Origin of the sequence: Blattabacterium punctulatus, assembly GCF_003226695.1 — a bacterium.
In the GTDB taxonomy this organism is placed as follows: Bacteria; Bacteroidota; Bacteroidia; order Flavobacteriales; family Blattabacteriaceae; genus Blattabacterium; species Blattabacterium punctulatus.
This window is the reverse complement of the sequence record NZ_CP029808.1, coordinates 176,345-199,728: the sequence shown is the minus strand read 5'-3', so window position 1 is coordinate 199,728 and position 23,384 is coordinate 176,345. Positions and strand designations below refer to the sequence as shown.

Annotated in this window: 21 protein-coding genes and 1 tRNA gene; 13 read left to right on the top strand and 9 right to left on the bottom strand. The window is 22.0% G+C overall.

Features of this window, described 5'->3' with window-relative positions:
• Positions 1–17: 17 nt before the first annotated feature.
• The 3 genes from DM780_RS00970 to DM780_RS00960 all read right to left on the bottom strand — a co-directional run bounded on the left by DM780_RS00970 (position 18) and on the right by DM780_RS00960 (position 2,826).
• On the bottom strand, positions 18–518 hold the full coding sequence (locus tag DM780_RS00970) for a KdsC family phosphatase (RefSeq protein ID WP_110548622.1): 501 nt from the start codon (positions 516–518) through the stop codon (positions 18–20).
• A gap of 91 nt (positions 519–609) precedes the next feature.
• Positions 610–999, bottom strand: a complete 390-nt coding sequence (locus tag DM780_RS00965) for a DUF3276 family protein (protein ID WP_110548621.1) — start codon at positions 997–999, stop codon at positions 610–612.
• 72 nt (positions 1,000–1,071) lie between these two features.
• Entirely contained in the window at positions 1,072–2,826 is a 1,755-nt protein-coding gene (locus tag DM780_RS00960) for an ABC transporter ATP-binding protein (RefSeq protein ID WP_110548620.1), read from the bottom strand.
• A gap of 82 nt (positions 2,827–2,908) precedes the next feature.
• Between DM780_RS00960 and nusB the strand changes: the two genes are divergently transcribed.
• From nusB to DM780_RS00940, 4 genes are read left to right on the top strand one after another with little or no spacing between them, the layout of a single operon-like run.
• The gene (gene nusB, locus DM780_RS00955; RefSeq protein ID WP_110548619.1) at positions 2,909–3,847 is read left to right on the top strand and encodes a transcription antitermination factor NusB; all 939 of its coding nucleotides are present in this window, start codon (positions 2,909–2,911) and stop codon (positions 3,845–3,847) included.
• A gap of 54 nt (positions 3,848–3,901) precedes the next feature.
• Complete coding sequence (gene yajC / locus DM780_RS00950) at positions 3,902–4,261, top strand: preprotein translocase subunit YajC (RefSeq protein ID WP_110548947.1); 360 nt, start codon at positions 3,902–3,904, stop codon at positions 4,259–4,261.
• Entirely contained in the window at positions 4,258–4,863 is a 606-nt protein-coding gene (gene coaE / locus DM780_RS00945) for a dephospho-CoA kinase (RefSeq protein WP_110548618.1), read from the top strand. Before yajC ends, coaE begins: the two co-directional genes overlap by 4 nt.
• A complete protein-coding gene (locus tag DM780_RS00940) occupies positions 4,856–4,957 on the top strand; it encodes a 30S ribosomal protein THX (protein ID WP_110548617.1) in 102 nt (33 codons plus the stop codon). The genes coaE and DM780_RS00940 overlap by 8 nt, the downstream gene beginning before the upstream one ends.
• Positions 4,958–4,962: 5 nt before the next feature.
• Here the strand turns inward: DM780_RS00940 and DM780_RS00935 are convergent, their stop codons facing one another.
• Positions 4,963–5,658 carry a zinc metallopeptidase gene (locus tag DM780_RS00935; protein ID WP_110548616.1) on the bottom strand — a complete coding sequence of 232 codons (696 nt, stop codon included), beginning with the start codon at positions 5,656–5,658 and terminating at the stop codon, positions 4,963–4,965.
• A gap of 101 nt (positions 5,659–5,759) precedes the next feature.
• Here DM780_RS00935 and DM780_RS00930 point away from each other — a divergent pair, with 101 nt between their 5' ends.
• Positions 5,760–7,052, top strand: a complete 1,293-nt coding sequence (locus tag DM780_RS00930; RefSeq protein ID WP_110548615.1) for an NAD(P)/FAD-dependent oxidoreductase — start codon at positions 5,760–5,762, stop codon at positions 7,050–7,052.
• Here DM780_RS00930 and DM780_RS00925 read toward each other — a convergent pair.
• A complete protein-coding gene (locus tag DM780_RS00925; protein WP_110548614.1) occupies positions 7,045–8,127 on the bottom strand; it encodes a chorismate-binding protein in 1,083 nt (360 codons plus the stop codon). The genes DM780_RS00930 and DM780_RS00925 overlap by 8 nt on opposite strands.
• Positions 8,124–8,492: a PaaI family thioesterase gene (locus DM780_RS00920; protein ID WP_110548613.1), complete on the bottom strand. Its 369-nt coding sequence runs from the start codon at positions 8,490–8,492 to the stop codon at positions 8,124–8,126. The genes DM780_RS00925 and DM780_RS00920 overlap by 4 nt, the downstream gene beginning before the upstream one ends.
• A 263-nt stretch (positions 8,493–8,755) precedes the next feature.
• Between DM780_RS00920 and DM780_RS00915 the strand changes: the two genes are divergently transcribed.
• From DM780_RS00915 to miaA, 7 genes are all read left to right on the top strand, one after another.
• Positions 8,756–9,298, top strand: coding sequence for an isopentenyl-diphosphate Delta-isomerase (locus tag DM780_RS00915; protein ID WP_172540212.1), 543 nt, complete (start codon positions 8,756–8,758; stop codon positions 9,296–9,298).
• Between the two features lie 15 nt (positions 9,299–9,313).
• Positions 9,314–9,724, top strand: coding sequence for a 6-pyruvoyl trahydropterin synthase family protein (locus DM780_RS00910; protein WP_110548611.1), 411 nt, complete (start codon positions 9,314–9,316; stop codon positions 9,722–9,724).
• Positions 9,711–10,811: a glycine cleavage system aminomethyltransferase GcvT gene (gene gcvT / locus DM780_RS00905; RefSeq protein ID WP_394336188.1), complete on the top strand. Its 1,101-nt coding sequence runs from the start codon at positions 9,711–9,713 to the stop codon at positions 10,809–10,811. The genes DM780_RS00910 and gcvT overlap by 14 nt, the downstream gene beginning before the upstream one ends.
• A 107-nt stretch (positions 10,812–10,918) precedes the next feature.
• Positions 10,919–12,193, top strand: coding sequence for an MATE family efflux transporter (locus tag DM780_RS00900; RefSeq protein ID WP_235611997.1), 1,275 nt, complete (start codon positions 10,919–10,921; stop codon positions 12,191–12,193).
• A 105-nt stretch (positions 12,194–12,298) separates the two neighbouring features.
• A complete protein-coding gene (locus tag DM780_RS00895) occupies positions 12,299–13,984 on the top strand; it encodes a DEAD/DEAH box helicase (RefSeq protein WP_110548609.1) in 1,686 nt (561 codons plus the stop codon).
• 27 nt (positions 13,985–14,011) lie between these two features.
• Entirely contained in the window at positions 14,012–15,097 is a 1,086-nt protein-coding gene (gene aroC, locus DM780_RS00890) for a chorismate synthase (protein ID WP_110548608.1), read from the top strand.
• Positions 15,094–16,029: a tRNA (adenosine(37)-N6)-dimethylallyltransferase MiaA gene (miaA, locus tag DM780_RS00885; RefSeq protein WP_110548945.1), complete on the top strand. Its 936-nt coding sequence runs from the start codon at positions 15,094–15,096 to the stop codon at positions 16,027–16,029. The genes aroC and miaA overlap by 4 nt, the downstream gene beginning before the upstream one ends.
• Here the strand turns inward: miaA and DM780_RS00880 are convergent.
• Both DM780_RS00880 and DM780_RS00875 read right to left on the bottom strand, forming a co-directional pair.
• Positions 15,989–16,064, bottom strand: a tRNA-Val gene (locus DM780_RS00880). The genes miaA and DM780_RS00880 overlap by 41 nt on opposite strands.
• A gap of 20 nt (positions 16,065–16,084) precedes the next feature.
• Positions 16,085–17,344 (bottom strand): bifunctional folylpolyglutamate synthase/dihydrofolate synthase, encoded by a 1,260-nt coding sequence (locus tag DM780_RS00875; RefSeq protein WP_110548607.1) that lies wholly within the window; start codon positions 17,342–17,344, stop codon positions 16,085–16,087.
• Positions 17,345–17,423: 79 nt separating this feature from the next.
• Here DM780_RS00875 and glnS point away from each other — a divergent pair, with 79 nt between their 5' ends.
• Positions 17,424–19,115: a glutamine--tRNA ligase gene (glnS, locus tag DM780_RS00870; RefSeq protein ID WP_110548606.1), complete on the top strand. Its 1,692-nt coding sequence runs from the start codon at positions 17,424–17,426 to the stop codon at positions 19,113–19,115.
• On the opposite strand, the gene rpoC is transcribed toward glnS, so the two are convergent.
• The gene (gene rpoC / locus DM780_RS00865) at positions 19,110–23,345 is read right to left on the bottom strand and encodes a DNA-directed RNA polymerase subunit beta' (RefSeq protein WP_110548944.1); all 4,236 of its coding nucleotides are present in this window, start codon (positions 23,343–23,345) and stop codon (positions 19,110–19,112) included. The two genes, glnS and rpoC, sit on opposite strands and share 6 nt — an antisense overlap.
• Between the last annotated feature and the right edge of the window lie 39 nt (positions 23,346–23,384).

Here is a 23,384-nt window from a genome sequence, read left to right as displayed (position 1 = left end):
ATTGACACTATTTTTTTTTATAACCAATTTTTTTGAATTTTTAAAGTTTGTTCTATTACATCTCTTACACATCCTCTACCTCCTTTTTTAGGAGAAATATATTTAGATACCTTTTTTACTTCTGGTACCGCATCTATTGGAGAACAAGGTAAAGCTACAGATTTCATAATTTCAATATCCGGTATATCATCCCCCATATATAATATTTTATTTCTCGTAATATTTAAAATATTACAATATTCATCCAAATACTTTTTTTTATTATTAATACCTTGATAAATATATTGAATATTAAAATCTCTTAAACGACGAAAAACCATTAAATCTACACATCTTGTAATAATACATAAATTATATCCTCTATCTTTCGCTAATTGTATAGCAAATCCATCTTTAACAAACATTTGACGTACTATATTACCATCAGGAAATAAATTTAAAGTACAATTTGTTAATACTCCATCAATATCAAAAATAAAAGTATTAATATTTTTCATTATATTTCTATAATTTTCCATAATATAAAAACATTATTTATCAATTATATTTGAAATATATACTAAAAATATTATTATAATATGCAATTTATTAATACTTAAATATACTTATTTATATATCCTCAAAATTAATATTTGTAAGGTCTTTTTTTTCTAATGGTTTTTTATGAATTTCTTTAATTTCTTGATTGAATGTATGATTTTTGAAATCTTTTTGATGACGTTCTGAAATTACTTCTCTCCCTTTTTCATTTATAATAAATCGAATCATATCATCAAGTATACTCTGAAATTTAGAAAAATCTTCTTTATATAAATAAATTTTATGTTTTTTATAAGTAATTTCTCCACTTTCAGAAAATTTTTTTTTACTTTCAGTAATAGTTAAATAATAATCCCCTGCTCTTGTTTCCCTAGCATCAAAAAAATACGTACGACTGCCGGTTTTTAAAGTACGTGAACAAATTTCATTTCTTTCTTTAATATTTTCTTTTTCGTCCATTTCAAACAAAATTATAAATCCTAATTAGGCAAATCTAAATAAAAAAAACGGTCCATCCTACTTTTCCTAAAATTATTCAATATTTTTTTTATAAAAAAAAGAATTTTGATTACCTATTTGAAATATTTTTCCATTTTTTAATACAATAATAAGATCAAAATTAGATATATAAGATATATCATGAGTAATAATAATTATAGTACTATTTTTCAATTTTTTTTTTATAGAAAGAATTATTAATTTTCTAGTTTTTTGATCTATAGAAGAAAAACTATCATCAAATATAAGTATTTTTGGATTTCTTATAATTGCTCTTGCAATACATATTTTTTGTTTTTGACCTCCAGATAAGGTTACCCCTCTCTCTCCTATAATTGTTTCATATCCACTTTTAAAATTAAGAATTTCCTCTTCTATCATTACTTTTCTTGCAGCTTCATAAACTTTATATGAATTTTCTTTTTTAATATTTCCTAAAGCTATATTATTATAAATAGAATCTGAAAAAAGAAAAGATTCCTGAGGAACATAACCAATTTTACTTCTAAAATTAAAAAGATTATGATCTTTTAAAGAAATATTGTCTATAAAAATTTTTCCTTTATTTGGATCATAAAGACGAGAAATTAATCTTCCAATCGTTGTTTTTCCAGATCCTGTTTCTCCAGTTAAAATCAATGTTTTTCCTTTATTAATAGTAAAAGATACCTTATCTATAATATTAGATTGATTTTTTAAATTAGAATTATAAATAAAACTAACATTTTTAAATTTAATTTTTCCGATAATTTCTGTTTTTAATAAATTAGTATTAAAAATTTCAGGTATTTCTTTTAAAAATTTATTTATACGATTTTGTGATACTTTTGCTCTTTCTATTATAGAAATTACCCAACCTAAAATAATAAAAGGAAAAACTAATACATTTACATACGTAAAAAATTCTGCAAGAATTCCTATTTCTTTTATTTCTCCTTTAAAATATTTTTTACCTCCAAAAAAAATAATTAATAAATAAATCATTCCAATAAAAAAAACAATAATAGAAGATAAAATAATATCTATTTTAGCTAATTCTATATTTTTTTTTTGATATTCTAATATAATTTTTTTATATTTTTCTTGAAAAAAAAATTCAGATACAAATGATTTAATAACATTAATTCCAGAAAAAGTTTCTTGTATAAAAGATGAAATAAAAGATTGATAATTTTGTACATCTTTACTTTTTTTTGTAATAAAAATACCAATATGATAAATAAAAATGAATAGTATAGGAATAGGAATTACTATATAAAAAGTCAATATTTTATCTAATCGTAACATTTGTATAAAAACCATTAAAAATAAAACTATAAGATTAACAAAATACATAACTCCTGGACCTATATATTGTCGAATAAAAGAAACGTCTTCTGTAAGACGATTCATTAAATCCCCGGTTGAATTTTTTTTATAAAAAGATAAATTCAATTTTTGATAATGTAAAAAAATTTCATTTTTTATATCATACTCTATCATTCTGGACGTTGTAATAATACATTGTCTCATATAATATTTAACAATTCCTCCTATAATTGGAACTAATAATATTATACTTGTATAAATAAGTATTTTTATTTTTAAATTATTAAAATAATTATAATAATAAGAATTATATTTTGAAAAATATATAAAAATATTTTTTATTGTATTAATAGATTTTCCTATATAAGGAATGGGTAGTATAGTTAAAATGTTGGATATTAAAATTAATAAAAAACCTATACATAAACGAAATTTATATTTAAAAAAATATTTTTTACTAAAAATAAATAAACCAACCATACAAAATATAAAAATACAAACTTTTTAGTTTAAAATTTTATCTATATAATTGTAAACTATAAAAAATTAATACCATAAAGAAATGTTAATTAGGCGATACTTCAGAATAAGAAGTTTGCAATTTTTATATGCCCAACATTTATCTAAAATAAATTTTAAAAAAGTAGAAAAAAATATGCTTCAAAATATTGAAGAATTACATGAATTATATATTTTTCTACTCTATTTAATATTAAAAATTAGAGATAAAGCCATCAAAAATATAAATGAAATTTCAACTAAAAAAAAAATAAATTCTATACAAAAAATAGCATATAATTCCATAATTAAAATATTATCTAATAATAAATATTTATTAAAATATAAATATTTAAAATATTATGAAAAAAAATTATGGATAAAACAGGATGAATCTATTCTTTTTTTATTAATAAAAGAAATGCAAAAATCACAAATTTTTAAAAATTCTATACAAAAATTTAATTCTTCTTTTGAAGAAGAAAAAAATTTTATTATAAAATATTATAAAAATAGTATAATCCCTAATAAAAAATTAATTGATTATATTGAAGATAGATATGTAATAAATGGATCCGAAAATTTATATATTGCACACATAATAGTTTGTAAAACTTTACAATCTATAAAATTATCTACCCCTAAAAATTTTAAATTATATAATATTTATAAAAATAATGAAAATAAAAAATTTATTATTGATTTATATAGAAATACAATTTATCATAAAGATGAATTTAATAAACTAATTGAATATATATCCAAAAATTGGTCTATAAATAGAATAGCTACTGTAGATTTAATCATATTACAAATGGCTATTTGTGAATTTTTATATTTTCCAAATATTCCTCCAAAAGCAACTATAAATGAATATATAGAAATTACAAAAATATTTTGTATGGAAAAAAGTAAAATTTTCATTAATGGTATTCTAGATAAAGTATTCAAATTATTATATAAACAAAATAAAATATTTAAAATTGAAAAAAAATTAATATAATTATTTTTTACTCATTTTATTTATTATATATATTCAAAAAAAATGTTAAATTTTATGTTTTCTATATTACAAAATTCTATAACAAACACTATTTGGATGTTTGTATTAATATTCATTGTATTTTATTTTTTTATGATACGTCCTCAAATACGAAAACAAAAAATAGAAAAAAAATTTCAAGAAAATTTAAGAAAAGGAATTTATATAGTAACAAATTCTGGATTACATGGAAAGATTATAGAAATTACAAATCATTTCTGTATATTAGAAACTATTACAGGTAAAATAAAATTTGAAAAAAACTCTATATCTAAAGAATTAACCCAGTTACGTTATGAAAATTTATTGAAAAAAAATAAAAATCATAATAATAAAAAAGAAATAGAATTTAAAGAAAATATTAAAAAAAAATGAGATCATTTTTGATAGGAATTACTGGAAATATGGGATCTGGAAAAAGTTTATTTTCTTCTTTTTTTAAAAATAATGGAATTCCTGTATATTCATCAGATAAAAGAAGTAAAATTTTAATGAATAAAATAAAATTATTAAAAAATAATATTATAAAATTTTTTGGTAAAAAATCATATAAAAATAATAAAGTCAATACAAAATTTTTATCTAAAATAGTATTTAAAAATCCTATTTATTTAAAATTATTATGTTCTATTGTTCATCCATGGATTTTTTTAGATTTTAAAAATTGGATTTTTTCACAAAAAACTTTTTATTCTATAAAAGAATCTGCTATCTTATTTGAAAGTGGATCTTATAAAAATTGTGATTTAATTATTACTATTATTTCTCCTATAGAGAAAATGATTGAACGAATCATTAAAAGAGATCATATAAGTGAAAAAAAAATTATGAATCGTATTAAATTTCAAATTTCTAATAAAAAAAAAATTAAATATTCTAATATAATTATTGAAAATACTCAGGATATTTTTTTTTTACAAAAAAAAACAAAAGAAATACATAATCAAATTATTCAAAAAATTTTAAAAAATGGGTAAAGGAGATAAAAAAACTAAAAAAGGAAAAATAAAAAATAAAACATATGGTAATATTCGTAAAAATCCTAGAAATTCTAAAAAAAATAAAAAATAATCAGATTATTCATCTTTTTTGTTAAAATTAAAAATAGATAAAAAATATATTAATTGAGCTAAACTCCCTAAGGCTGAAATAACATAAGTCATTGAAGCCCATTTTAAAGAATCTTTTGCTTTTTCATATTCCTGAAATGTTACCATATTTTTATTTTTCAACCAAGTTAAAGCTCTTTTACTAGCATCAAATTCTATTGGAAGAGTAATAAAAGAAAAAAAAACTGCTAAAGAAAATAAACCTATACCTAATTTAAGAATAAAAGAATTTTTTCCTTCTGAACTATAAAATATTGTAAGTCCAATCATAATAGCTAAATGTGTAAATTTAGAACTAAAATTCAAAATAGGAATTAATCCATTTCGTAATTTTAATAAATTATAACCCCATTTATGTTGTAAAACATGACCACATTCATGAGCTGCAATAGCAGCAGAAGCAGCAGAATTTTCATAATAAACTTTTTCACTTAAATTAACTGTTTTATTTAATGGATTATAATGATCAGTTAATTCTCCTTCTACAGATATAATATTTACATCATAAATACCGTTATCTGTTAACATTTTTTCTGCTATTTCTTTTCCACTCATATGATTTTGTAAATAAAATTCAGAATAAGTTTGAATTTTATCTTTTAAAATTTTACTTACTATAACACTAATAAAAAATGTTATTCCTATAATAAAATAATAAATCATAAAATTATATAATCTTTATCTTTAATTAACAAAATTATTAATTTATTAATTAAAATGAAAATATAATTTTTATAATAAATTTATACGTCAAACTTTTGACTATGAATATTCCAATAAAAAATAATTTAAAAAGAGTCGTAATAATTGGAGCTGGATTTGCCGGTTTACAAGTTGCTAAAAAATTGAAAAGAGATAAATTTCAAGTAGTCCTTATTGATAAAAATAATTATCATACTTTTCAACCTTTATTATATCAAGTCGCAACGGCAGGATTAGAACCAGATTCTATTGCACATGCTATTAGAATAATTATAAAAAAAACAAAAAATTTTTTTTTTAGATTAGCTAATGTTCATTTTATCAATATAAAAGAAAAAAAAATACATACAAATGTAGGAATTTTATCTTATGATTATTTAATTATAGCTACTGGATCTATAACTAATTATTTCGGAAATAAAAATATAGAATTTTTTTCTCTACCAATGAAATCAATTCCAGAAGCATTAAATCTAAGAAGTCTTATATTACAAGATTTTGAATATGCATTACTTACAAAAAATTCTAAAGAAAGAGAAAGATTAATGACTTTTGTTATTGTTGGAGGTGGTCCTACTGGAGTAGAACTAGCTGGAGCTTTGGCAGAAATGAAAAAATATGTATTGCAAAACGATTATCCAGATTTAAATATTCAACGTATGAATATTCATTTATTACAAGCATCTTCTAGATTATTAGATGGGATGTCTGAAAAATCTGCAAAACAAGCTTTTAAAAATTTAAAAGAATTAGGAGTAAATATTTGGTTAAATTGTTTAGTTAAAGATTACGATGGTGAAATTGTTTTTATGGATAAAAATAGAAAAATAGAATCTGCTAATGTTATATGGGCAGCAGGAGTAAAAGGTGCTATAATTAAAGGATTTATAAAAGAAGATATAATGAATGGACAAAGAATTTTAGTAGATAATTATCTTAAAACTTTAAGATATCCAAATATTTTTGCTATTGGAGATATAGCTTATATAATTAAAAATAAACATTATCCAAATGGTCATCCTATGACAGCACAACCTGCTATTCAACAAGGAATTTGGCTTGCTAAAAATTTTAATTATTTTTTATTGGATAATAAATTAGGACCTCCTTTTAAATATAAAAATTTAGGAAGTATGGCTACTATTGGAAGAAATAAAGCTGTATGTGATTTTCCTTATTTTAGATTAAAAGGTTTTTTAGCATGGATTATTTGGATGCTGGTTCATTTAATTGGTCTAGTTGGATTTAGAAATAAAGTAATAGCTTTAACAAATTGGATTATTCAATATTTTCATTATAATAAAAGTGTACGTATTATTATAAAAAAATTTTATAGAAAAAAAAAAATTAATTAAAAATAAATTTAGAAAAAATATTTTTTATTTTATTTTCTGTTTCTAAATATTCTTGATCTACATTACTATGTATAGTTATTCCACTTCCTGCATATAAATTAATTTCTTTTTTATCCATTTGTATTTTTGCACATCTTAAATTAAGATATAATTCCATATTAATTTTATCAACAGGACCAAAATATCCGGTATAAAAATTTCGATTATAACCTTCATATTTTTGTATAAAATCTAAAGATTTTTTTTTAGGATAACCACATATTGAAGGAGTTGGATACATATTTTCCAAAATTTCATAAAAATTTGGTTTTTTAAAAAATGAAAAATTAATTGGAGTTTCTAAATGTTTTATAGTACCTAAATTTATAATTTTTGTTTTTCCTATAGATAAAATTCCTGAATAATATTTTTTTAAAAAAGTAGTAATATATTTTATTACGATTTTATGTTCTTCTATTTCTTTTTTTGTCCATTTATTTTTATTTTCTAAAGCTGAAATAGTTCCAGCTAATGCTACAGTTTTTAATTTTTTATCATTACATTTTATTAATAATTCTGGAGAAGCTCCTATCCAAAAACCATGAGAAAAATCATACCATAAACTTATAAAAGAATTAGGATAAGAAAAAATTAATTTTTGAAAAGTTTTTTTTAAATAAAAATTTTGAAATGGTATTTTTATTAATCTAGATAAAACTACTTTTTTAAAATAATTATTTTTAATAAATCTAATAGCTTTTTTAAGTAAATTTTGATATTCATATGAATAAATTAAATGAGAAAAATTGATATCTAAAAAAGAATAAGGAATAGTAATTAATTTATTAGAAGATATAATTTTTTTTATATCTATAAAATAAATTTCGTTAGTATAAATTTTTACGATATTTTTATGATTGAAACTTCCAATTAAAAAAAAATTTTCTTTTATTTTAATTTTTCTATTATTACCATGAGAATAAAAATAAATTTTATTTTCATAAGGTTTTTTAAATAAAACAAAACTCTCATTATTATAATATTTTTTTATTATTTTTTTGTATAAATTAATGATACTTATTTCTATAAATTTCATATTTTTTTTTTAGGAATTATTATATTAGTCATTTTACAAAAACTAATAATATTTTTATGTTCATTATAAATATTTATTTTTATAAAATGAATTTTTTTCCCTTTATGAATAATTTTTGATTTAGCAAAAATAATTCCATTTCTAACATTTCGTATATGATTTGCAGAGATTTCTATGTTAAAAATATTTGAAATATTTTGATTTAAATTTATTATAGATAATGCACTTCCAACACTTTCTGCTAAAGCAATTGTTGCACCACCGTGAAGATATCCCATAGGTTGAAGTACTTTTTTACTTACTAACATTTTTGCTACTAAAGTATTTATTCCTATATCAATATATTTTATATTTAAAGTATACATTAAAGTGTTTTTTCTTAAATTATTTAATTCATTTAATAATAATTTTTTTTTTTCATTTTTTTAAAATTTTTGAAATAAATTTCTAATAAATACAATTTTTATTTTAATAGAAAAAATTAATTTAAAAAAAAATATATAAAAAAAAGATTTTTTAAAAATTATAATTTTTATCAAATAAAACTAATAAATTATTTTTAATAAAAAATTTTTTTTATATCAAAAAGATGATATTATAAATTCTAAATTCAAAAAAATAAATTATAATGAAAAAAAAAGATATTTTTATCCCTTTAATAGGAAAAAAAAATAAAATTATTGGTTTTGAAAAGAAAGAAAAAGTTCATATAAAAGGATTATTACATAGTGCAGTATCAGTATTTATATTTAAATATAATCCAAAGGATAATAATAAATTATTAATGTTACAAAAAAGATCTTCAGAAAAATATCATTCTTCATTACTTTGGACCAATACATGTTGTAGTCATCCTAAAAAAAACGAATCTATTTTAAAAGCTGCACATCGATGTTTAATAGAAGAAATGGGATTTGATTGTTTTTTAAAAAAAAAATTTTATTTTACTTATTATGAATTATTAAATAATGGGTTAATAGAATATGAATTAGATCATGTTTTTATAGGATATTATGCATATCCACCTATAATTAATTCTAAAGAAGTTGATAAATGGAAATGGATTACATTAAAAAAATTGATTATAGATATGCATTTATACCCAAATTCTTATACTATATGGTTTAAAATTATTATAAATAAATATTTAAAAAAATTAAATTTTTTTTAATAAATAATTATTATGATGAAAGTAACTATAAGTAGAAAAGGTCATTTTAGTGCTGCACATAGACTTTATAATCCTCATTGGGATCATAATAAAAATATTAAAGAATTTGGAAAATGTGCATATATTAATTATCATGGACATAATTATGAATATATTGTTAGTATTACAGGAGAAATAAATTCAAAAACTGGATTTGTTTTTAATATCCAAAAATTAAAAAACCTTATTCATAAAGAAATAGATATTTTTTTTGATCATAAAAATATTAATGTAGATATTGAAGAATTTTATGATGTTAATCCTACAATGGAAAATATTGTTATTTTTCTTTGGAATAAAATTAAAAAAAAAATATCTTCTAATTTAAATTTAAAAATAACTTTGTACGAAACTAAAAATAATTTTGCAGAATATGATGGATCTTAATGTATTAAAAAAAACAATATTATATAATAATCATATACAATTAGGAGCAAAAATGATCCCTTATTCTGGGTTTTCTATGCCACTTCAATATATCTCTTCATTAAAAGAACATATGGCTGTAAGAAAATCGGTAGGTCTATTTGATATTAGTCATATGGGAAAATTTATTTTAAAAGGAAAAGATTCTCATAATCTACTTCAATACTTAACTATAAATAATTTATCTAATATAAAATCTGGACAAGCTCAATATACTTGTTTAGTTAATACTTTAGGAGGTATTATTGATGATTTAATTATTTACAAAATTTCAAAAATAGAATTTTTACTCATAGTTAATGCAATAAATATTGAAAAAGATAAAAAATGGATCAATAATTATATAAAAAATAAAAAATTAAAATTTTTAGATTTATCTCAAGAATATTCGCTTTTATCCATACAAGGACCAAAATCTATATCTTCTATTCAAAAATTGACAAATATTCCATTATCTAAAATTCCATTTTATCATTTTGAAATAGGAAAATTTTCAGATATAGATGAAATTTTGATCTCAAGAACAGGATATACTGGATCTAAAGGGGTAGAAATTTATATTCATAATAAGTATACGGAATATATATGGAATAATATTTTAAATGTAGGTATTCTTTCAAATATGATACCTTGTGGAATAGCAAGTAGAAATTCATTAAGAATAGAAATGGGATATCGTTTATATGGTCAAGATATAACTGAAGAAATTACTCCTATAGAAGCTGGATTATCTTGGATTACAAAATTTAATAAAAAATTTATTGCAAAAAAAATATTAAAAAAACAAAAAATTGAAGGTACATATAAAAAATTTTTTTCTTTTTTTATAGAAGAAAGTAAAATACCTCGACAAGGTAATTTATTAAAAAATAAAAAAAATTCTATTATTGGAAAAGTAACATCTGGATGTTTTTCTCCAATTCTAAAAAAAGGGATAGGATTAGGTTTTATTACAAAAAATAAATTAAATAAAAAATCTATTTTTATTTCAATAAGAGAAAAAAAAATTCCTGTTAATATTGTAAAATTTCCATTTATAAAAATATAAGAAAAAAATATATAACATATTTACAATATTTTAAAAAAAACCTTTTATTAGCCATTCCTATATCTTTTACACAATTAGGAGTTATAATTGTTGGATTATCTGATAATATGATGGTAGGATTTTTAGGTAAAAAAGCTTTAGCCTCAGTTTCATTAGCTAATTCTATTTTTCTTGTTCTTGTTATTTTTGGATTGGGAATATCTACTGCAATATCTCCTTTAATAGCATTAGTAGATGCAAAAAATGAGTATCAAAAAGGGGCTATTATTTTCTATCATGGATTGATACTGAATTTTTTTTTATCAATATTCATGTATATTTTTATACATATTTTTTTTTATATTCTTCCATATTTAGGACAACCTAAAGAAATTTTAAATGATACAATATCTTTTTTAAGAATTACAGCTATTACTTTTATTCCATGGATGATTTTTGAAGTTTTTAGAAAATTTTCAGAAGGATTATCTTTAGTTTTTCCTAGTCTAATCATTACATGGATATCAGCCTTTATTAATATTATTCTAAATTATTTATTCATTAATGGTTTATATGGAATTCCAAAATTAGGAGTTTCTGGAATAGCTTATGCAACTTTAATTTCTAGAATTATAATGTTAATAGGTATTTATTTTTTATTATATAGATATAAAAAAGTTCGTAATTATTATAATCATTTCAAATATTTTTTTTTAAAAAAAATATATTTGAAAAAAATTCTAAAAATAGGTATTCCATCTGGATTACATATGTTATTTGAAATAGGTGCTTTTTCAATCTCTTCTTTTATATCTGGAAAATGTGGAATAAAAGAATTAGCAGCACATCAAATAGTTCTTAATCTTGTCTCATCAACTTTTCTTCTTAGTACAGGATTCTCCGTATCTGCAACAATTAGAATAGGAAATCAACTAGCTTTAAAAAATTATTCTGAATTAAGAAAAATAGGATGGTCAATTATAATTATGGGAATAATATTTATGTTAATATGTAGTCTTATATTTTTATTTTTTCGTAATTATATTCCTTATTTATATATTAAAAATGATTATGAAGTAATTTATTTAGCAAAAAAAATGATTATAATTGCTAGTATTTTTCAAATATCTGATGGAATACAAGGAATAATCATTGGAGCATTAAGAGGAATACATGATGTTAATATTCCTATGTACATAAGTTTTTTTTCTTATTGGATTATTGCATTACCCATAGAATGGTTATTTTCCATATATTTTAAAATGGGGGGTCAAGGTGTATGGATAGGATTAGGATTAGGTATCACTTTATCATCTATACTTTTAATAATAAGATATGAAATTATAACTAAAAAACTTATAAAAAAACAAAAAAAATATAAAACTTTTAATCTACATTATTAAATAATAAACTCATTAAGATTAAGTAATCATTAACAATTAAATATCTATATTTGTGATATAAAAAAAAAATAATAATGTATTTATTTTTATTAATTGATTTCGTTTATGAAAACTTTTAAAGAATACAATTTTTTAAACGATAAAATCATTAAAGCAATAGAAGATATTGGATTCAAATATCCTACTCTTATACAAAAAAAAGTAATTCCATTTTTATTAGAATCTGAAAAAGATATAATAGCATTAGCACAAACAGGAACTGGAAAAACTGCAGCTTTTGGATTACCTATTATACAAAAAATAAATTTAGAGATTCGTTACGCACAAGCATTGATATTATGTCCAACAAGAGAATTATGTATTCAGATTACACGTGATCTATTAAGTTTTTCAAAATATATTTTACTAATAAAAATTATTTCATTATATGGTGGCGTTAGCATTGATAATCAAATAAAATTACTTAAAAAAAGTAATCATATAATTGTAGGTACACCAGGTAGAATTATTGATTTAATTCGAAGAAATAAATTATATTTATCTAATATTAAGTATTTAATACTTGATGAAGCAGATGAAATGCTAAATATGGGATTTAAAGAAGAATTAGATTCCATTATTTTAAAATTACCAAAAAAAAGACAAAGTTTATTATTTTCGGCTACAATGTCTAAATATATGAATGTTATAGCACATTCTTATTTAATAGAACCTAAAGAAATTATTACAGGTAAACGGAATATTTGTTCTGATGATGTAAAACATATTTACTACATAGTAAGTAATTCAAATAAATATTTAGCATTAAAACGTATTGTAGATATCCATCCCGAAATTTATGGAATTATATTTTGTAGAACTAGAAAAAATACTAAAGAAATAGCAGAATCTTTAATACAAGATGGTTATAATACAGATGCTATTTATGGAGATTTATCACAAGCACAACGTGAGTCTGTGATGAATAAATTTAGAAAAAAAAAATTACAATTACTTGTAGCAACAGATGTTGCTGCTAGAGGAATAGATGTAAATGATATTACTCATGTTATAAACTATAATCTTCCTGATGAAAATGAAATTTATGTGCATAGAAGTGGTCGAACGGGAAGAGCTGGAAATTCAGGTATTTCCGTTTGTATTATTCATTCTAATGAAATAAAAAATTTACGAGAATTCGAAAAAAAAATTGGAAAAACTTTTGAAAGAACTATGATACCTTCTGGAAAAGAAATTTGTGAAAAACAATTCCTCTATTTTATAGAAAAAGTAAAAAAAGTAGTAGTTGATGAACAATCAATGATACCTTTTTTTCCGGAAATAAAAAAAAAATTAGAATCTTTTGATAAAGAAGAATTAATAAAACGTTTTTCTTGGATAGAATTTAATCGTTTTATTTATTCCTATAAAAATGCTAAAGATCTTAATATTATTTTTTCTTCTAAATCTAATTCCTCTTTATTTTATACAAAAAAATTTAAAAAAGATTCTTTTTCTAAACCTAAAAAATTTAAAAAAGATTCTTTTTCTAAACCTAAAAAATTTAAAAAAGATTCTTTTTCTAAACTTTTTTTAAATATAGGATCCAAAGATAATTTAACGAAATTAAGATTAATTAATTTAATTAATCAAATAGTGAATAAAAATTCACGTATTAATATTGGACATATAGAAATTTTATCAAATTTTTCTTTATTTGAAGTAGAAAAACGTTATCAAAATAAAATATTAACAGGAATGAGTAGAATAAATCATTTTGGTAGACCACTTTCTATAGAAATAAAAAATTAAAATTTTTTTAAATAATTACATTAATTTATGGCTGGTAATATTTTTGGAAATATATTTCGAATTACTACTTTTGGAGAAAGCCATGGAAATTCTTTAGGAGGAATTATTGATGGATGTCCAGCTGGATTAAAATTGAATTTTGAAAAAATTCAAAAAGAATTAAATCGTAGAAGACCAGGTCAATCATCTATTGTAACTCAAAGAAATGAACCTGATCAAGTAAATTTTCTTTCAGGTATCTTAGATGAAATAACTACAGGGACTCCTATCGGTTTTATTATTGATAATAAAGATCATAAATCTGAAGATTATAAACATATAAAAAATATATATCGTCCTTCTCATTCAGATTTTACATATGAAAAAAAGTATGGAATAAGAGATTATAGAGGTGGTGGAAGATCTTCTGCCCGGGAAACGATATGTAGAGTTGTAGCTGGATCTATTGCTAAACAATTAATAAAAGACATTAAAATAATATCTTATGTTTCTTCTGTAGGAAATATTGAAATAAATAAATCTTATCAAGATCTTGATTTATCTGAAAAAAATATAGAAAAATCACCTATCAGATGTCCAGATACATATACTGAAAAAAAAATGTTATCATTAATTCATCAAACCAAAAAAATAGGGGATACTTTAGGAGGAACTATTACTTGTGTAATAAAGAATATTTCATCAGGAATTGGAGAACCTATTTTTGATAAATTACATGCAGAATTAGCTAAAGCGATGCTTTCAATTAATGCTGTAAAAGGATTTGAATATGGTAGTGGTTTTTTTGGTTCTAAACTAACTGGATCTAAACATAATGATTTATTTAATATTGATGGGACTACTAAAACTAATTTATCTGGAGGAATTCAAGGTGGAATATCAAATGGAATGGATATTTATTTTAAAATTGCTTTTAAACCTGTAGCAACAATTATGAAAAAACAAAAAACTATAGATAAATATGGAAATTTTTCAATTATAGAAGGAAAAGGAAGACATGATCCTTGTGTACTCCCTCGTGCAGTTCCTATTGTAGAATCCATGACAGCTTTAGTTATAGTAGATTATTGGATGTTAAAAAAATTATCTAAATATTCTGAAATAAAAACTTGAAAAATCGTTTTATCATTTTTATTTTAGGTCCAACAAGTATTGGAAAAACATCTATTTCCATTTTTTTAGCAAAAAAATTAAAAACCGAAATTTTATCTTGTGATTCTAGACAATTTTATAAAGAATTAAAAATCGGAACTTCTATGCCAAAAATGGAAGATCTTAAATTAATTCCTCATCATTTCATAGGACATTTAACTATTCATCAAATTTATAATGCAAAATATTTTGAGATAGAATCTCGTCAAAAAATAAAAAAATTATTTAATAAATATTCTATTTTAATCATGGTAGGAGGATCGGGGTTATATGAAAAAGCAGTAATAAATGGATTATCTGATATTCCAAATATTGATTTAAATATTAGAAATAATTTAATTTTTAACTTTAAAAAAAAAGGAATCCTTTTTTTACAAAAAAAAGTTAAAGAATATGGAAAAATACCTAATTATTTAGATATTAATAATCCAAGACGTTTGATACGATATTTAGAAATATTTCAATCTACAGGTAATTCTCCTATTTTTTTCTTCAAAAAAAAATATTTAAACAATTTTACGGTTTTAAAAATAGGATTAATTTTATCAAAAGATGAAATTTATTTTCGAATAAACAATAGAGTAGAAAAAATGATTAAAAATGGATTATTAGAAGAAGCAAAAAAATATTATCCTTATAGATATCTAAATAGCTTAAATACTATAGGATATAAAGAAATTTATAATTTTTTTTCTAAAAAAAAATATTCCATTTCAGAAATTTCAGAAGAAATAAAAAAAAATACCCGAAAATATGCAAAAAGACAATTAACATGGTATAAAAAAGATACTTCCATAACATGGTTTAATCCAAAAGAAAAAGATAAAATATTATCTTTTATTTTAAATAAAGTGGGCAATACTGGATTTGAACCAGTGACCCCCTGCTTGTAAAACAGATGCTCTAAACCAAACTGAGCTAATTGCCCTTATATAATTACTACTTTTTTTACAAATTTAAAGAAAAATTTATAATTAAAGCTTCAGAAACAATAAAAGTACTCCCACATATTAAAATTAAATCTTTTTTTTTTGCTTTCAATTTAGCATATGAATAAGCATTTTTTACAGAAGAAAAAAAATATATTTTTCTATAATTTTTAAAATTTTTTTTTACCAACTTTTTTAAGTTATCAATAGGGAATTTTCTTTCTATATTTGGTTGACAAAAATAATAAAAAGCTTCATTAGAAAAATATTTTAATAATTTTTCTACTTTTTTTTCTTTTACAAAACCTAATATTAAATGTAAATTTTTGTATGATTCTTTTTTTAATTGATTTTTTATCATAATAAATCCACCTTCATTATGAGCAATATCACAGATAATTTTTGGATTATACTGTAATATATGCCAACGTCCTTTAAAAGAAGTATTTTTAATAATATTTTTTAATCCATTTTTTATAGATTTATTCGAAATAATGATATTTTTTCTCTTATTTAAAATATCTATAATTTTTAATACAATGATTTTATTTAAATTTTGATATTTTGCTTCAAATGGAATTTTATATTTGGAATAATCTTTTATATTTTCTGAAAAATATATAGGAGAATTTTTTTTGAATGATTCTTGTAAAAAAATAAATCGTAGGTCATTTGATATTTTATTTCCAATTATAACTGATTTATTTTTTTTTATAATACCTGCTTTTTCTAAAGAAATTTTTAATCGATTTTCTCCAAGAAATTCTGTATGATCTTCACTAATATTAGTAATCACTGATATTTCAGGATCTATTATATTAGTAGAATCTAAACGTCCACCCATTCCTACTTCAATTATAGCTATATAAACTTTTTTTTCTTTAAAATATTGAAAAGCCAAAGCAGTATTCATTTCAAAAAATGATATTTGTTCTTTTTCAATAATTTTTTTATTTTCTTTAATAAAATCTATAATAAAATCTTTTTCTATAAGATATCCATTATAGCATATTCTCTCTCTAAAATCTATTAAATGAGGTGAAGTAAATAATCCTATATTATATTTTTCTTCTTGTAAAATAGAAGATAACATATGTACTGTAGATCCTTTTCCATTTGTTCCTCCTACATGAATACTTTTAAAATAACATTGAGGATTTCCTAAATAAGAACAAAAAGTTTTTATTCTTTTTAAACCTGGTTTATATGATTTTAATCCAATATTTTGATAACTTGGAAGACGATTAAAAATCCATTTAATAGTTTCATAATAATTCACTAGTATAAAATTTTATTTATATTACAAAAATAGATTTTTTAGAAAAAAAAAATTAAATTTATTAAATATTTAATTATTATTGATAATAGAATCACAATTACATTTTATTGAAAAAATTATAGAAGAAGATATAAAAAATGGATTTTCTACTGAAAATATAAAATTTAGATTTCCACCAGAACCAAATGGATATCTTCATATAGGACATGTTAAAGCTATTTATCTCAATTTTGAATTAGGGAAAAAGTATAATGCCCCAGTAAATTTGAGATTTGATGATACCAATCCAATTGAAGAAAAAATAAAATTTATAGATTCTATAAAAAAAGATATAAAATTTTTAGGTTTTGAATGGGATCAGGAATATTATTCTTCAAACTATTTTCAACAACTTTATGAATGGGCTATAAAACTTATTAAAAATAATAAAGCTTATGTAGATAATCTACCTAAAAATATTATTCAATTTCAAAGAAAAACTCCTTTTGAATCCGGAATAAATAGTAATTATAGAAATAGATCTATAAATGAAAATTTATATTTATTTGAAAAAATGAAAAAAGGATTTTTTGAAGAAAAAACATGTGTACTAAGAGCAAAAATAGACATGAATTCCTCAAATATGAATATGCGAGATCCAATTATGTATAGAATTTTGAAAAAAACACATCATCGTACCAAAAATAAATGGTGTATTTATCCTACTTATGATTGGACACATGGATTATGTGATTATATTGAACAAATATCACATTCTTTATGCACATTAGAATTTGAAAATAGGAGACCTTTATATAATTGGTATCTGGATCAAATCGTTGAAAAAAATAAAATAAGACCTAAACAAATAGAATTTTCAAGATTAAATTTAAGCTATTCTATAACTAGTAAAAGAAAAATACAATTTTTAATAAATAAAAAAATAATAAAATCTTGGGAAGATCCTCGAATTTTTACAATATCTGGATTACGTAATAGAGGTTATACAGCTATAGCAATAAAAAATTTTATCCAAAAAATAGGAATTTCCAAAAGAAATAATCTTATTGATATATCTCTTTTAGAATTTAAAATTCGAGAACATTTAAATAAAATATCTACTAGAGTAATGGTTGTTTTAAATCCAATTAAATTAATTATTGATAATTATTCTTCAAAAAAAATAGAATGGGTTAATGCAGAAAATAATCCAGAAAATCCAAAATTTGGATATAGAAAAATTCCTTTTTCCAAATATTTATATATTGAAAAAAATGATTTTTTAGAAAAAAAAATAAAAAAATTTTTTAGACTTTCCATTGGTTGTGAAGTAAGACTTAAAAATGCTTACATTATTAAAGCAAATTCCATAATAAAAAATTTTAAGGGAGAAATAATAGAAATACACTGTACATACGATCCTACAAGTAAATCTAATGAAAATAAAAAAAATCAAAAAAAAAGAAAAATAAAAAGTACTTTACATTGGGTTTCTATAAAACATTCTATTCCTATAAAAATACATATATATAACTCTCTTTTTTTAATAAAAAAAATAGATAAAAATTTAAATAAATATATCAATCCAAAATCAATAGATAAAATTATAGCTTATGCAGAACCATTTCTTCATAATGCTAAAAAAGGAGATCATTTTCAATTCCAAAGAATTGGATATTTTTATGTAAATACAACGAATAAATACAATAAAAAATTAATTTTTCATAAAACAGTATCCATAAAAGATCAATGGAAAAAAATAAATGATAATAATAAAAAAATTGAATTATAAAATTTCTGATAAAATATTTTCATATTCTTTTAATCCAGTTCCTGCAGGTATTTTATGCCCTACAATAACATTTTCTTTTAATCCAAATAAATAATCTGTTTTACTACTTATAGCCGCTTCACTTAATACCTTAGTAGTTTCCTGAAAAGATGCTGCAGATATAAAAGATTTAGTTTGTAATGCAGATCTTGTAATTCCTTGTAATATAGGTCTTCCAGTAGCAGGAATAGCATTTCTAGTTTTTATCAATTTCTTTTTTTTATATTTTAAAACTGCATTTTCATTTCTAAAATCTCTATAACTAATTATATCTCCAGATTTAAAATTTTCGGAATCCCCCGAATTTTCAATAACTCTCATTTGAAAAATTCTATCATTTTCTTCTATAAAATCATCTTTATACTCAATATTTCCTTCTAAAAATCTAGTATCTCCTATATCTATAACTTCTATTTTTCGCATCATTTGTAAAACAATAATTTCAAAATGTTTATCATTAATTTTTACACCTTGTAATCGATATACTTCCTGTATTTCTCTAATTAAATATTCTTGAACTGCTCTAGGTCCTCTTATATTTAAAATATCATTAGGTGTTATAGCACCATCAGATAAAGCCATACCCGCTTTAACATAATCATTATCTTGAACAAGAATTTGATTAGAAAGTTTTACAAGGTATTTTTTTATATCACCTGTTTTAGATTCAACAATAATTTCTCTATTTCCTCTTTTTATTTTTCCATGACTCACTATTCCATCCATTTCTGATACTACTGCTGGATTAGATGGATTACGTGCCTCAAATAATTCTGATAATCGAGGTAATCCTCCTGTAATATCACCAGATTTAGCAGTTTTTCTAGGAACTTTAACTAAAATTTTACCTACTTCTATTTTTTCTTCATCTTCTACCATTAAATGAGCACCTACCGGTAGGTTATAAAATTTCAATTCTTTATTGTTATTATCAATAATTTTTAATGTTGGTATTAAATTTTTATTTCTTACTTCTGTAATAACTTTTTCCTGAAATCCAGTTTGTTCATCAATTTCTACTTGAAAAGATATACCTTGTTCTAAATTCTGATAAGATATTATTCCAGTATATTCTGAAACAATAACTGCATTATATAAATCCCATTTACAGATTTGATCTCCTTCTTTTAATTGATCACCATGTTTAACATATAAAGTTGCTCCATAAGGAATATTATGAACCATTAAAATAGAAGATTTTTTTTCATTAAAAAGTTTCATTTCTGTAGAACGAGAAACAACTATTTTTAATTTTTTTCCGTAATCATTTTTTATTTTTACAATTTTTAAATCTTCAAATTCTATAATCCCATCATATTTTGCTCTTATTTGAGAAGATTCAGCTATATTTCCAGCTGTACCTCCAACATGAAAAGTTCTAAGAGTTAATTGTGTACCTGGCTCTCCAATAGATTGAGCTGCAATAACTCCTACAGCATCTCCTTTTTGAACTATATTTCCAGTAGATAAATTTCTACCATAACATTGAGAACAAATCCCCATTTTAGATTCACAAGTAAGAGGAGAACGAACTTCTACAAATTCAATCCCAACTTTTTCAATTAAATACGCAATTTTTTCATTTATCATTTCTCCAGAAGAAACTAATAATTGATTTTTTTTAGGATGATAAACATCATTTAAAGATACTCTTCCTAAAATTCTATTAAATAATGTATCCACTATTTCTTCATTTTTTTTTAAAGCAGATATTTCTAAACCACGTATAGTTTTACAATCTTCTATTTTTATAATAACATCCTGCGCAGCATCAACTAAACGTCGAGTAAGATACCCAGCATCTGCCGTTTTTAAAGCAGTATCTGCTAATCCTTTACGAGCTCCATGAGTTGATATAAAATATTCTAAAATAGATAGACCTTCTCTAAAATTTGATAAAATTGGATTTTCAATAATTTCTCCACCAGAAGATCCAGCTTTTTGGGGTTTTGCCATTAATCCTCGCATACCAGAAAGTTGACGAATTTGTTCTTTAGAACCTCTAGCACCAGAATCTAACATCATATAAACTGGATTAAAACCATTTCTATCCTCACGCATATGTTTCATTACTTTTTCTGTAAGCATTGCATTTGTATTAGTCCAAATATCAATAACTTGATTATAACGTTCGTTATTTGTAATTAACCCCATATTATAATTTATTTTTACATTATCAACTTGTTCTATAGCATCATCTACCATATTATTTTTATCTTTTGGAATAATAATATCCCCTAATCCAAAAGATAGACCACCTTTAAATGCATTATAAAAACCTAATTCTTTAATATCATCTAAAAATTTTGCAGTAGTAGGTACATTAGTAAGATGTAAAATTTTTCCAATAATCTCTCTTAAAGATTTTTTTGTAAGGGATTCATTAATAAATCCTACTTGTTTAGGAACAACTTGATTAAATAAAACTCTACCTACAGTAGTTTCTATTAATTGATTATATAATAAATTATCATTTTTTCGAATATTCACTTTTACCTTAATCGAAGTATGCAACTTTACTATATTTTGATAATAGGCTATTTTTACCTCTTCTGAAGAATAAAAAATAAAAACCTTTTTTTTAAATTTTTTATTTTTTGATAAATATAATGGTTTAGTCATATAATATAATCCTAATACCATATCTTGAGATGGGACCGTAATGGGAGATCCATTAGCTGGATTCAAAATATTTTGAGATGCTAACATAAGAAGTTGAGATTCTAAAATTGCTCCCGGAGATAAAGGTAAATGTACGGCCATTTGATCTCCATCAAAATCTGCATTAAAAGCCGCACAAACTAAAGGATGTAATTGGATTGCTTTACCTTCTATTAATTTAGGCTGAAATGCTTGAATACCTAATCTATGTAAAGTTGGTGCTCTATTTAATAGTACGGGATGTCCTCGCAATACATTTTCCAAAATATCCCATATCATTGGTTCTCTTTTATCAATAATTTTTTTGGAAGATTTTACAGTTTTTACTATTCCTCTTTCAATCAATTTTCTTATAATAAAAGGTTTATATAATTCTGCTGCCATATCTTTAGGTAGTCCACATTCATGTAATTTCAAATGAGGACCTACTACAATAACTGAACGGGCCGAATAATCTACTCTTTTTCCCAGAAGATTCTGTCTAAATCTTCCTTGTTTCCCTTTTAAAGAATCGGATAATGATTTTAAAGGGCGATTACCTTCAGTTTTTACTGCAGAAACCTTTCTTGAATTATCAAAAAGAGAATCTACAGCTTCTTGAAGCATCCTTTTTTCATTTCTTAAAATAACTTCAGGAGCTTTAATTTCCATCAGTCGTTTCAAACGGTTATTTCTTATAAGTACACGACGATATAAATCGGTCATATCAGAAGCTGCATAACGACCTCCATCTAGAGGGACTAAAGGACGTAATTCAGGTGGAATAACAGATAAAACATGAATAATCATCCATGAAATATTTCCTCCATTTTTTTTCCCCTCTCTAAAAGATTCCACTACTTGTAACCGTTTTAAAGCTTCAGTTCTTCTTTGTTTAGATGTTTCGTTGTTAGCCTGATTTCTTAATTCAATAGATAAAAGATCTAAATCTAAACGATTTAAAAGATCTCCTATACATTCAGCCCCCATTTTAGCTATAAATTTATTAAGATCCGTATCATCTAATAACTGATTACCTTTCGGTAATTTATATAAAATATATAAATATTCTTCTTCTGTAAGAAAATCACCTTTTTTTAAATTTGATCCATCTAAACGATTAGCTATACCTCCTTGTATTACTACATATCGTTCATAATAAATGATCATTTCAAGTTTTTTAGATGGTAATCCCAATAAATATCCTATTTTATTAGGAGAAGTTCTAAAACACCAAATATGTACAACGGGAACAACAAGACTAATATGACCCATTCTTTCTCTCCTAACTTTTTTTTCAGTAACCTCTACTCCACATCTATCACAAACAATTCCTTTATAACGTATCCTTTTATATTTACCACAAGCACACTCATAATCTTTTACTGGACCAAAAATACGTTCACAAAAAAGTCCATCTCTTTCTGGTTTATGAGTTCTATAATTAATTGTTTCCGGTTTTAAAACTTCTCCATTAGATTCTTTTAATATAGTTTCTGGAGAAGCTAATCGAATTGTAATTTTACTGAATCTACTATTTTTTCTATTCATTTTTAATGTATCATATATATATATATCTAATAAAATAAA

Bases quoted from the DNA above. Each gene is read 5' to 3' on its own strand.
- DM780_RS00925 (WP_110548614.1), bottom strand. From the start codon at position 8,127: ATGAAATTTATAGAAATAAGTATCATTAATTTATACAAAAAAATAATA.
- yajC (WP_110548947.1), top strand. From the start codon at position 3,902: ATGTTTTCTATATTACAAAATTCTATAACAAACACTATTTGGATGTTT.
- DM780_RS00915 (WP_172540212.1), top strand. From the start codon at position 8,756: ATGAAAAAAAAAGATATTTTTATCCCTTTAATAGGAAAAAAAAATAAA.
- aroC (WP_110548608.1), top strand. From the start codon at position 14,012: ATGGCTGGTAATATTTTTGGAAATATATTTCGAATTACTACTTTTGGA.
- rpoC (WP_110548944.1), bottom strand. From the start codon at position 23,345: ATGAATAGAAAAAATAGTAGATTCAGTAAAATTACAATTCGATTAGCT.
- coaE (WP_110548618.1), top strand. From the start codon at position 4,258: ATGAGATCATTTTTGATAGGAATTACTGGAAATATGGGATCTGGAAAA.
- DM780_RS00895 (WP_110548609.1), top strand. From the start codon at position 12,299: ATGAAAACTTTTAAAGAATACAATTTTTTAAACGATAAAATCATTAAA.
- DM780_RS00910 (WP_110548611.1), top strand. From the start codon at position 9,314: ATGAAAGTAACTATAAGTAGAAAAGGTCATTTTAGTGCTGCACATAGA.
- DM780_RS00920 (WP_110548613.1), bottom strand. From the start codon at position 8,492: ATGTATACTTTAAATATAAAATATATTGATATAGGAATAAATACTTTA.
- DM780_RS00930 (WP_110548615.1), top strand. From the start codon at position 5,760: ATGAATATTCCAATAAAAAATAATTTAAAAAGAGTCGTAATAATTGGA.
- DM780_RS00935 (WP_110548616.1), bottom strand. From the start codon at position 5,658: ATGATTTATTATTTTATTATAGGAATAACATTTTTTATTAGTGTTATA.
- nusB (WP_110548619.1), top strand. From the start codon at position 2,909: ATGTTAATTAGGCGATACTTCAGAATAAGAAGTTTGCAATTTTTATAT.
- gcvT (WP_394336188.1), top strand. From the start codon at position 9,711: ATGATGGATCTTAATGTATTAAAAAAAACAATATTATATAATAATCAT.
- DM780_RS00960 (WP_110548620.1), bottom strand. From the start codon at position 2,826: ATGGTTGGTTTATTTATTTTTAGTAAAAAATATTTTTTTAAATATAAA.
- DM780_RS00970 (WP_110548622.1), bottom strand. From the start codon at position 518: ATGGAAAATTATAGAAATATAATGAAAAATATTAATACTTTTATTTTT.
- DM780_RS00940 (WP_110548617.1), top strand. From the start codon at position 4,856: ATGGGTAAAGGAGATAAAAAAACTAAAAAAGGAAAAATAAAAAATAAA.
- DM780_RS00965 (WP_110548621.1), bottom strand. From the start codon at position 999: ATGGACGAAAAAGAAAATATTAAAGAAAGAAATGAAATTTGTTCACGT.
- DM780_RS00900 (WP_235611997.1), top strand. From the start codon at position 10,919: ATGATGGTAGGATTTTTAGGTAAAAAAGCTTTAGCCTCAGTTTCATTA.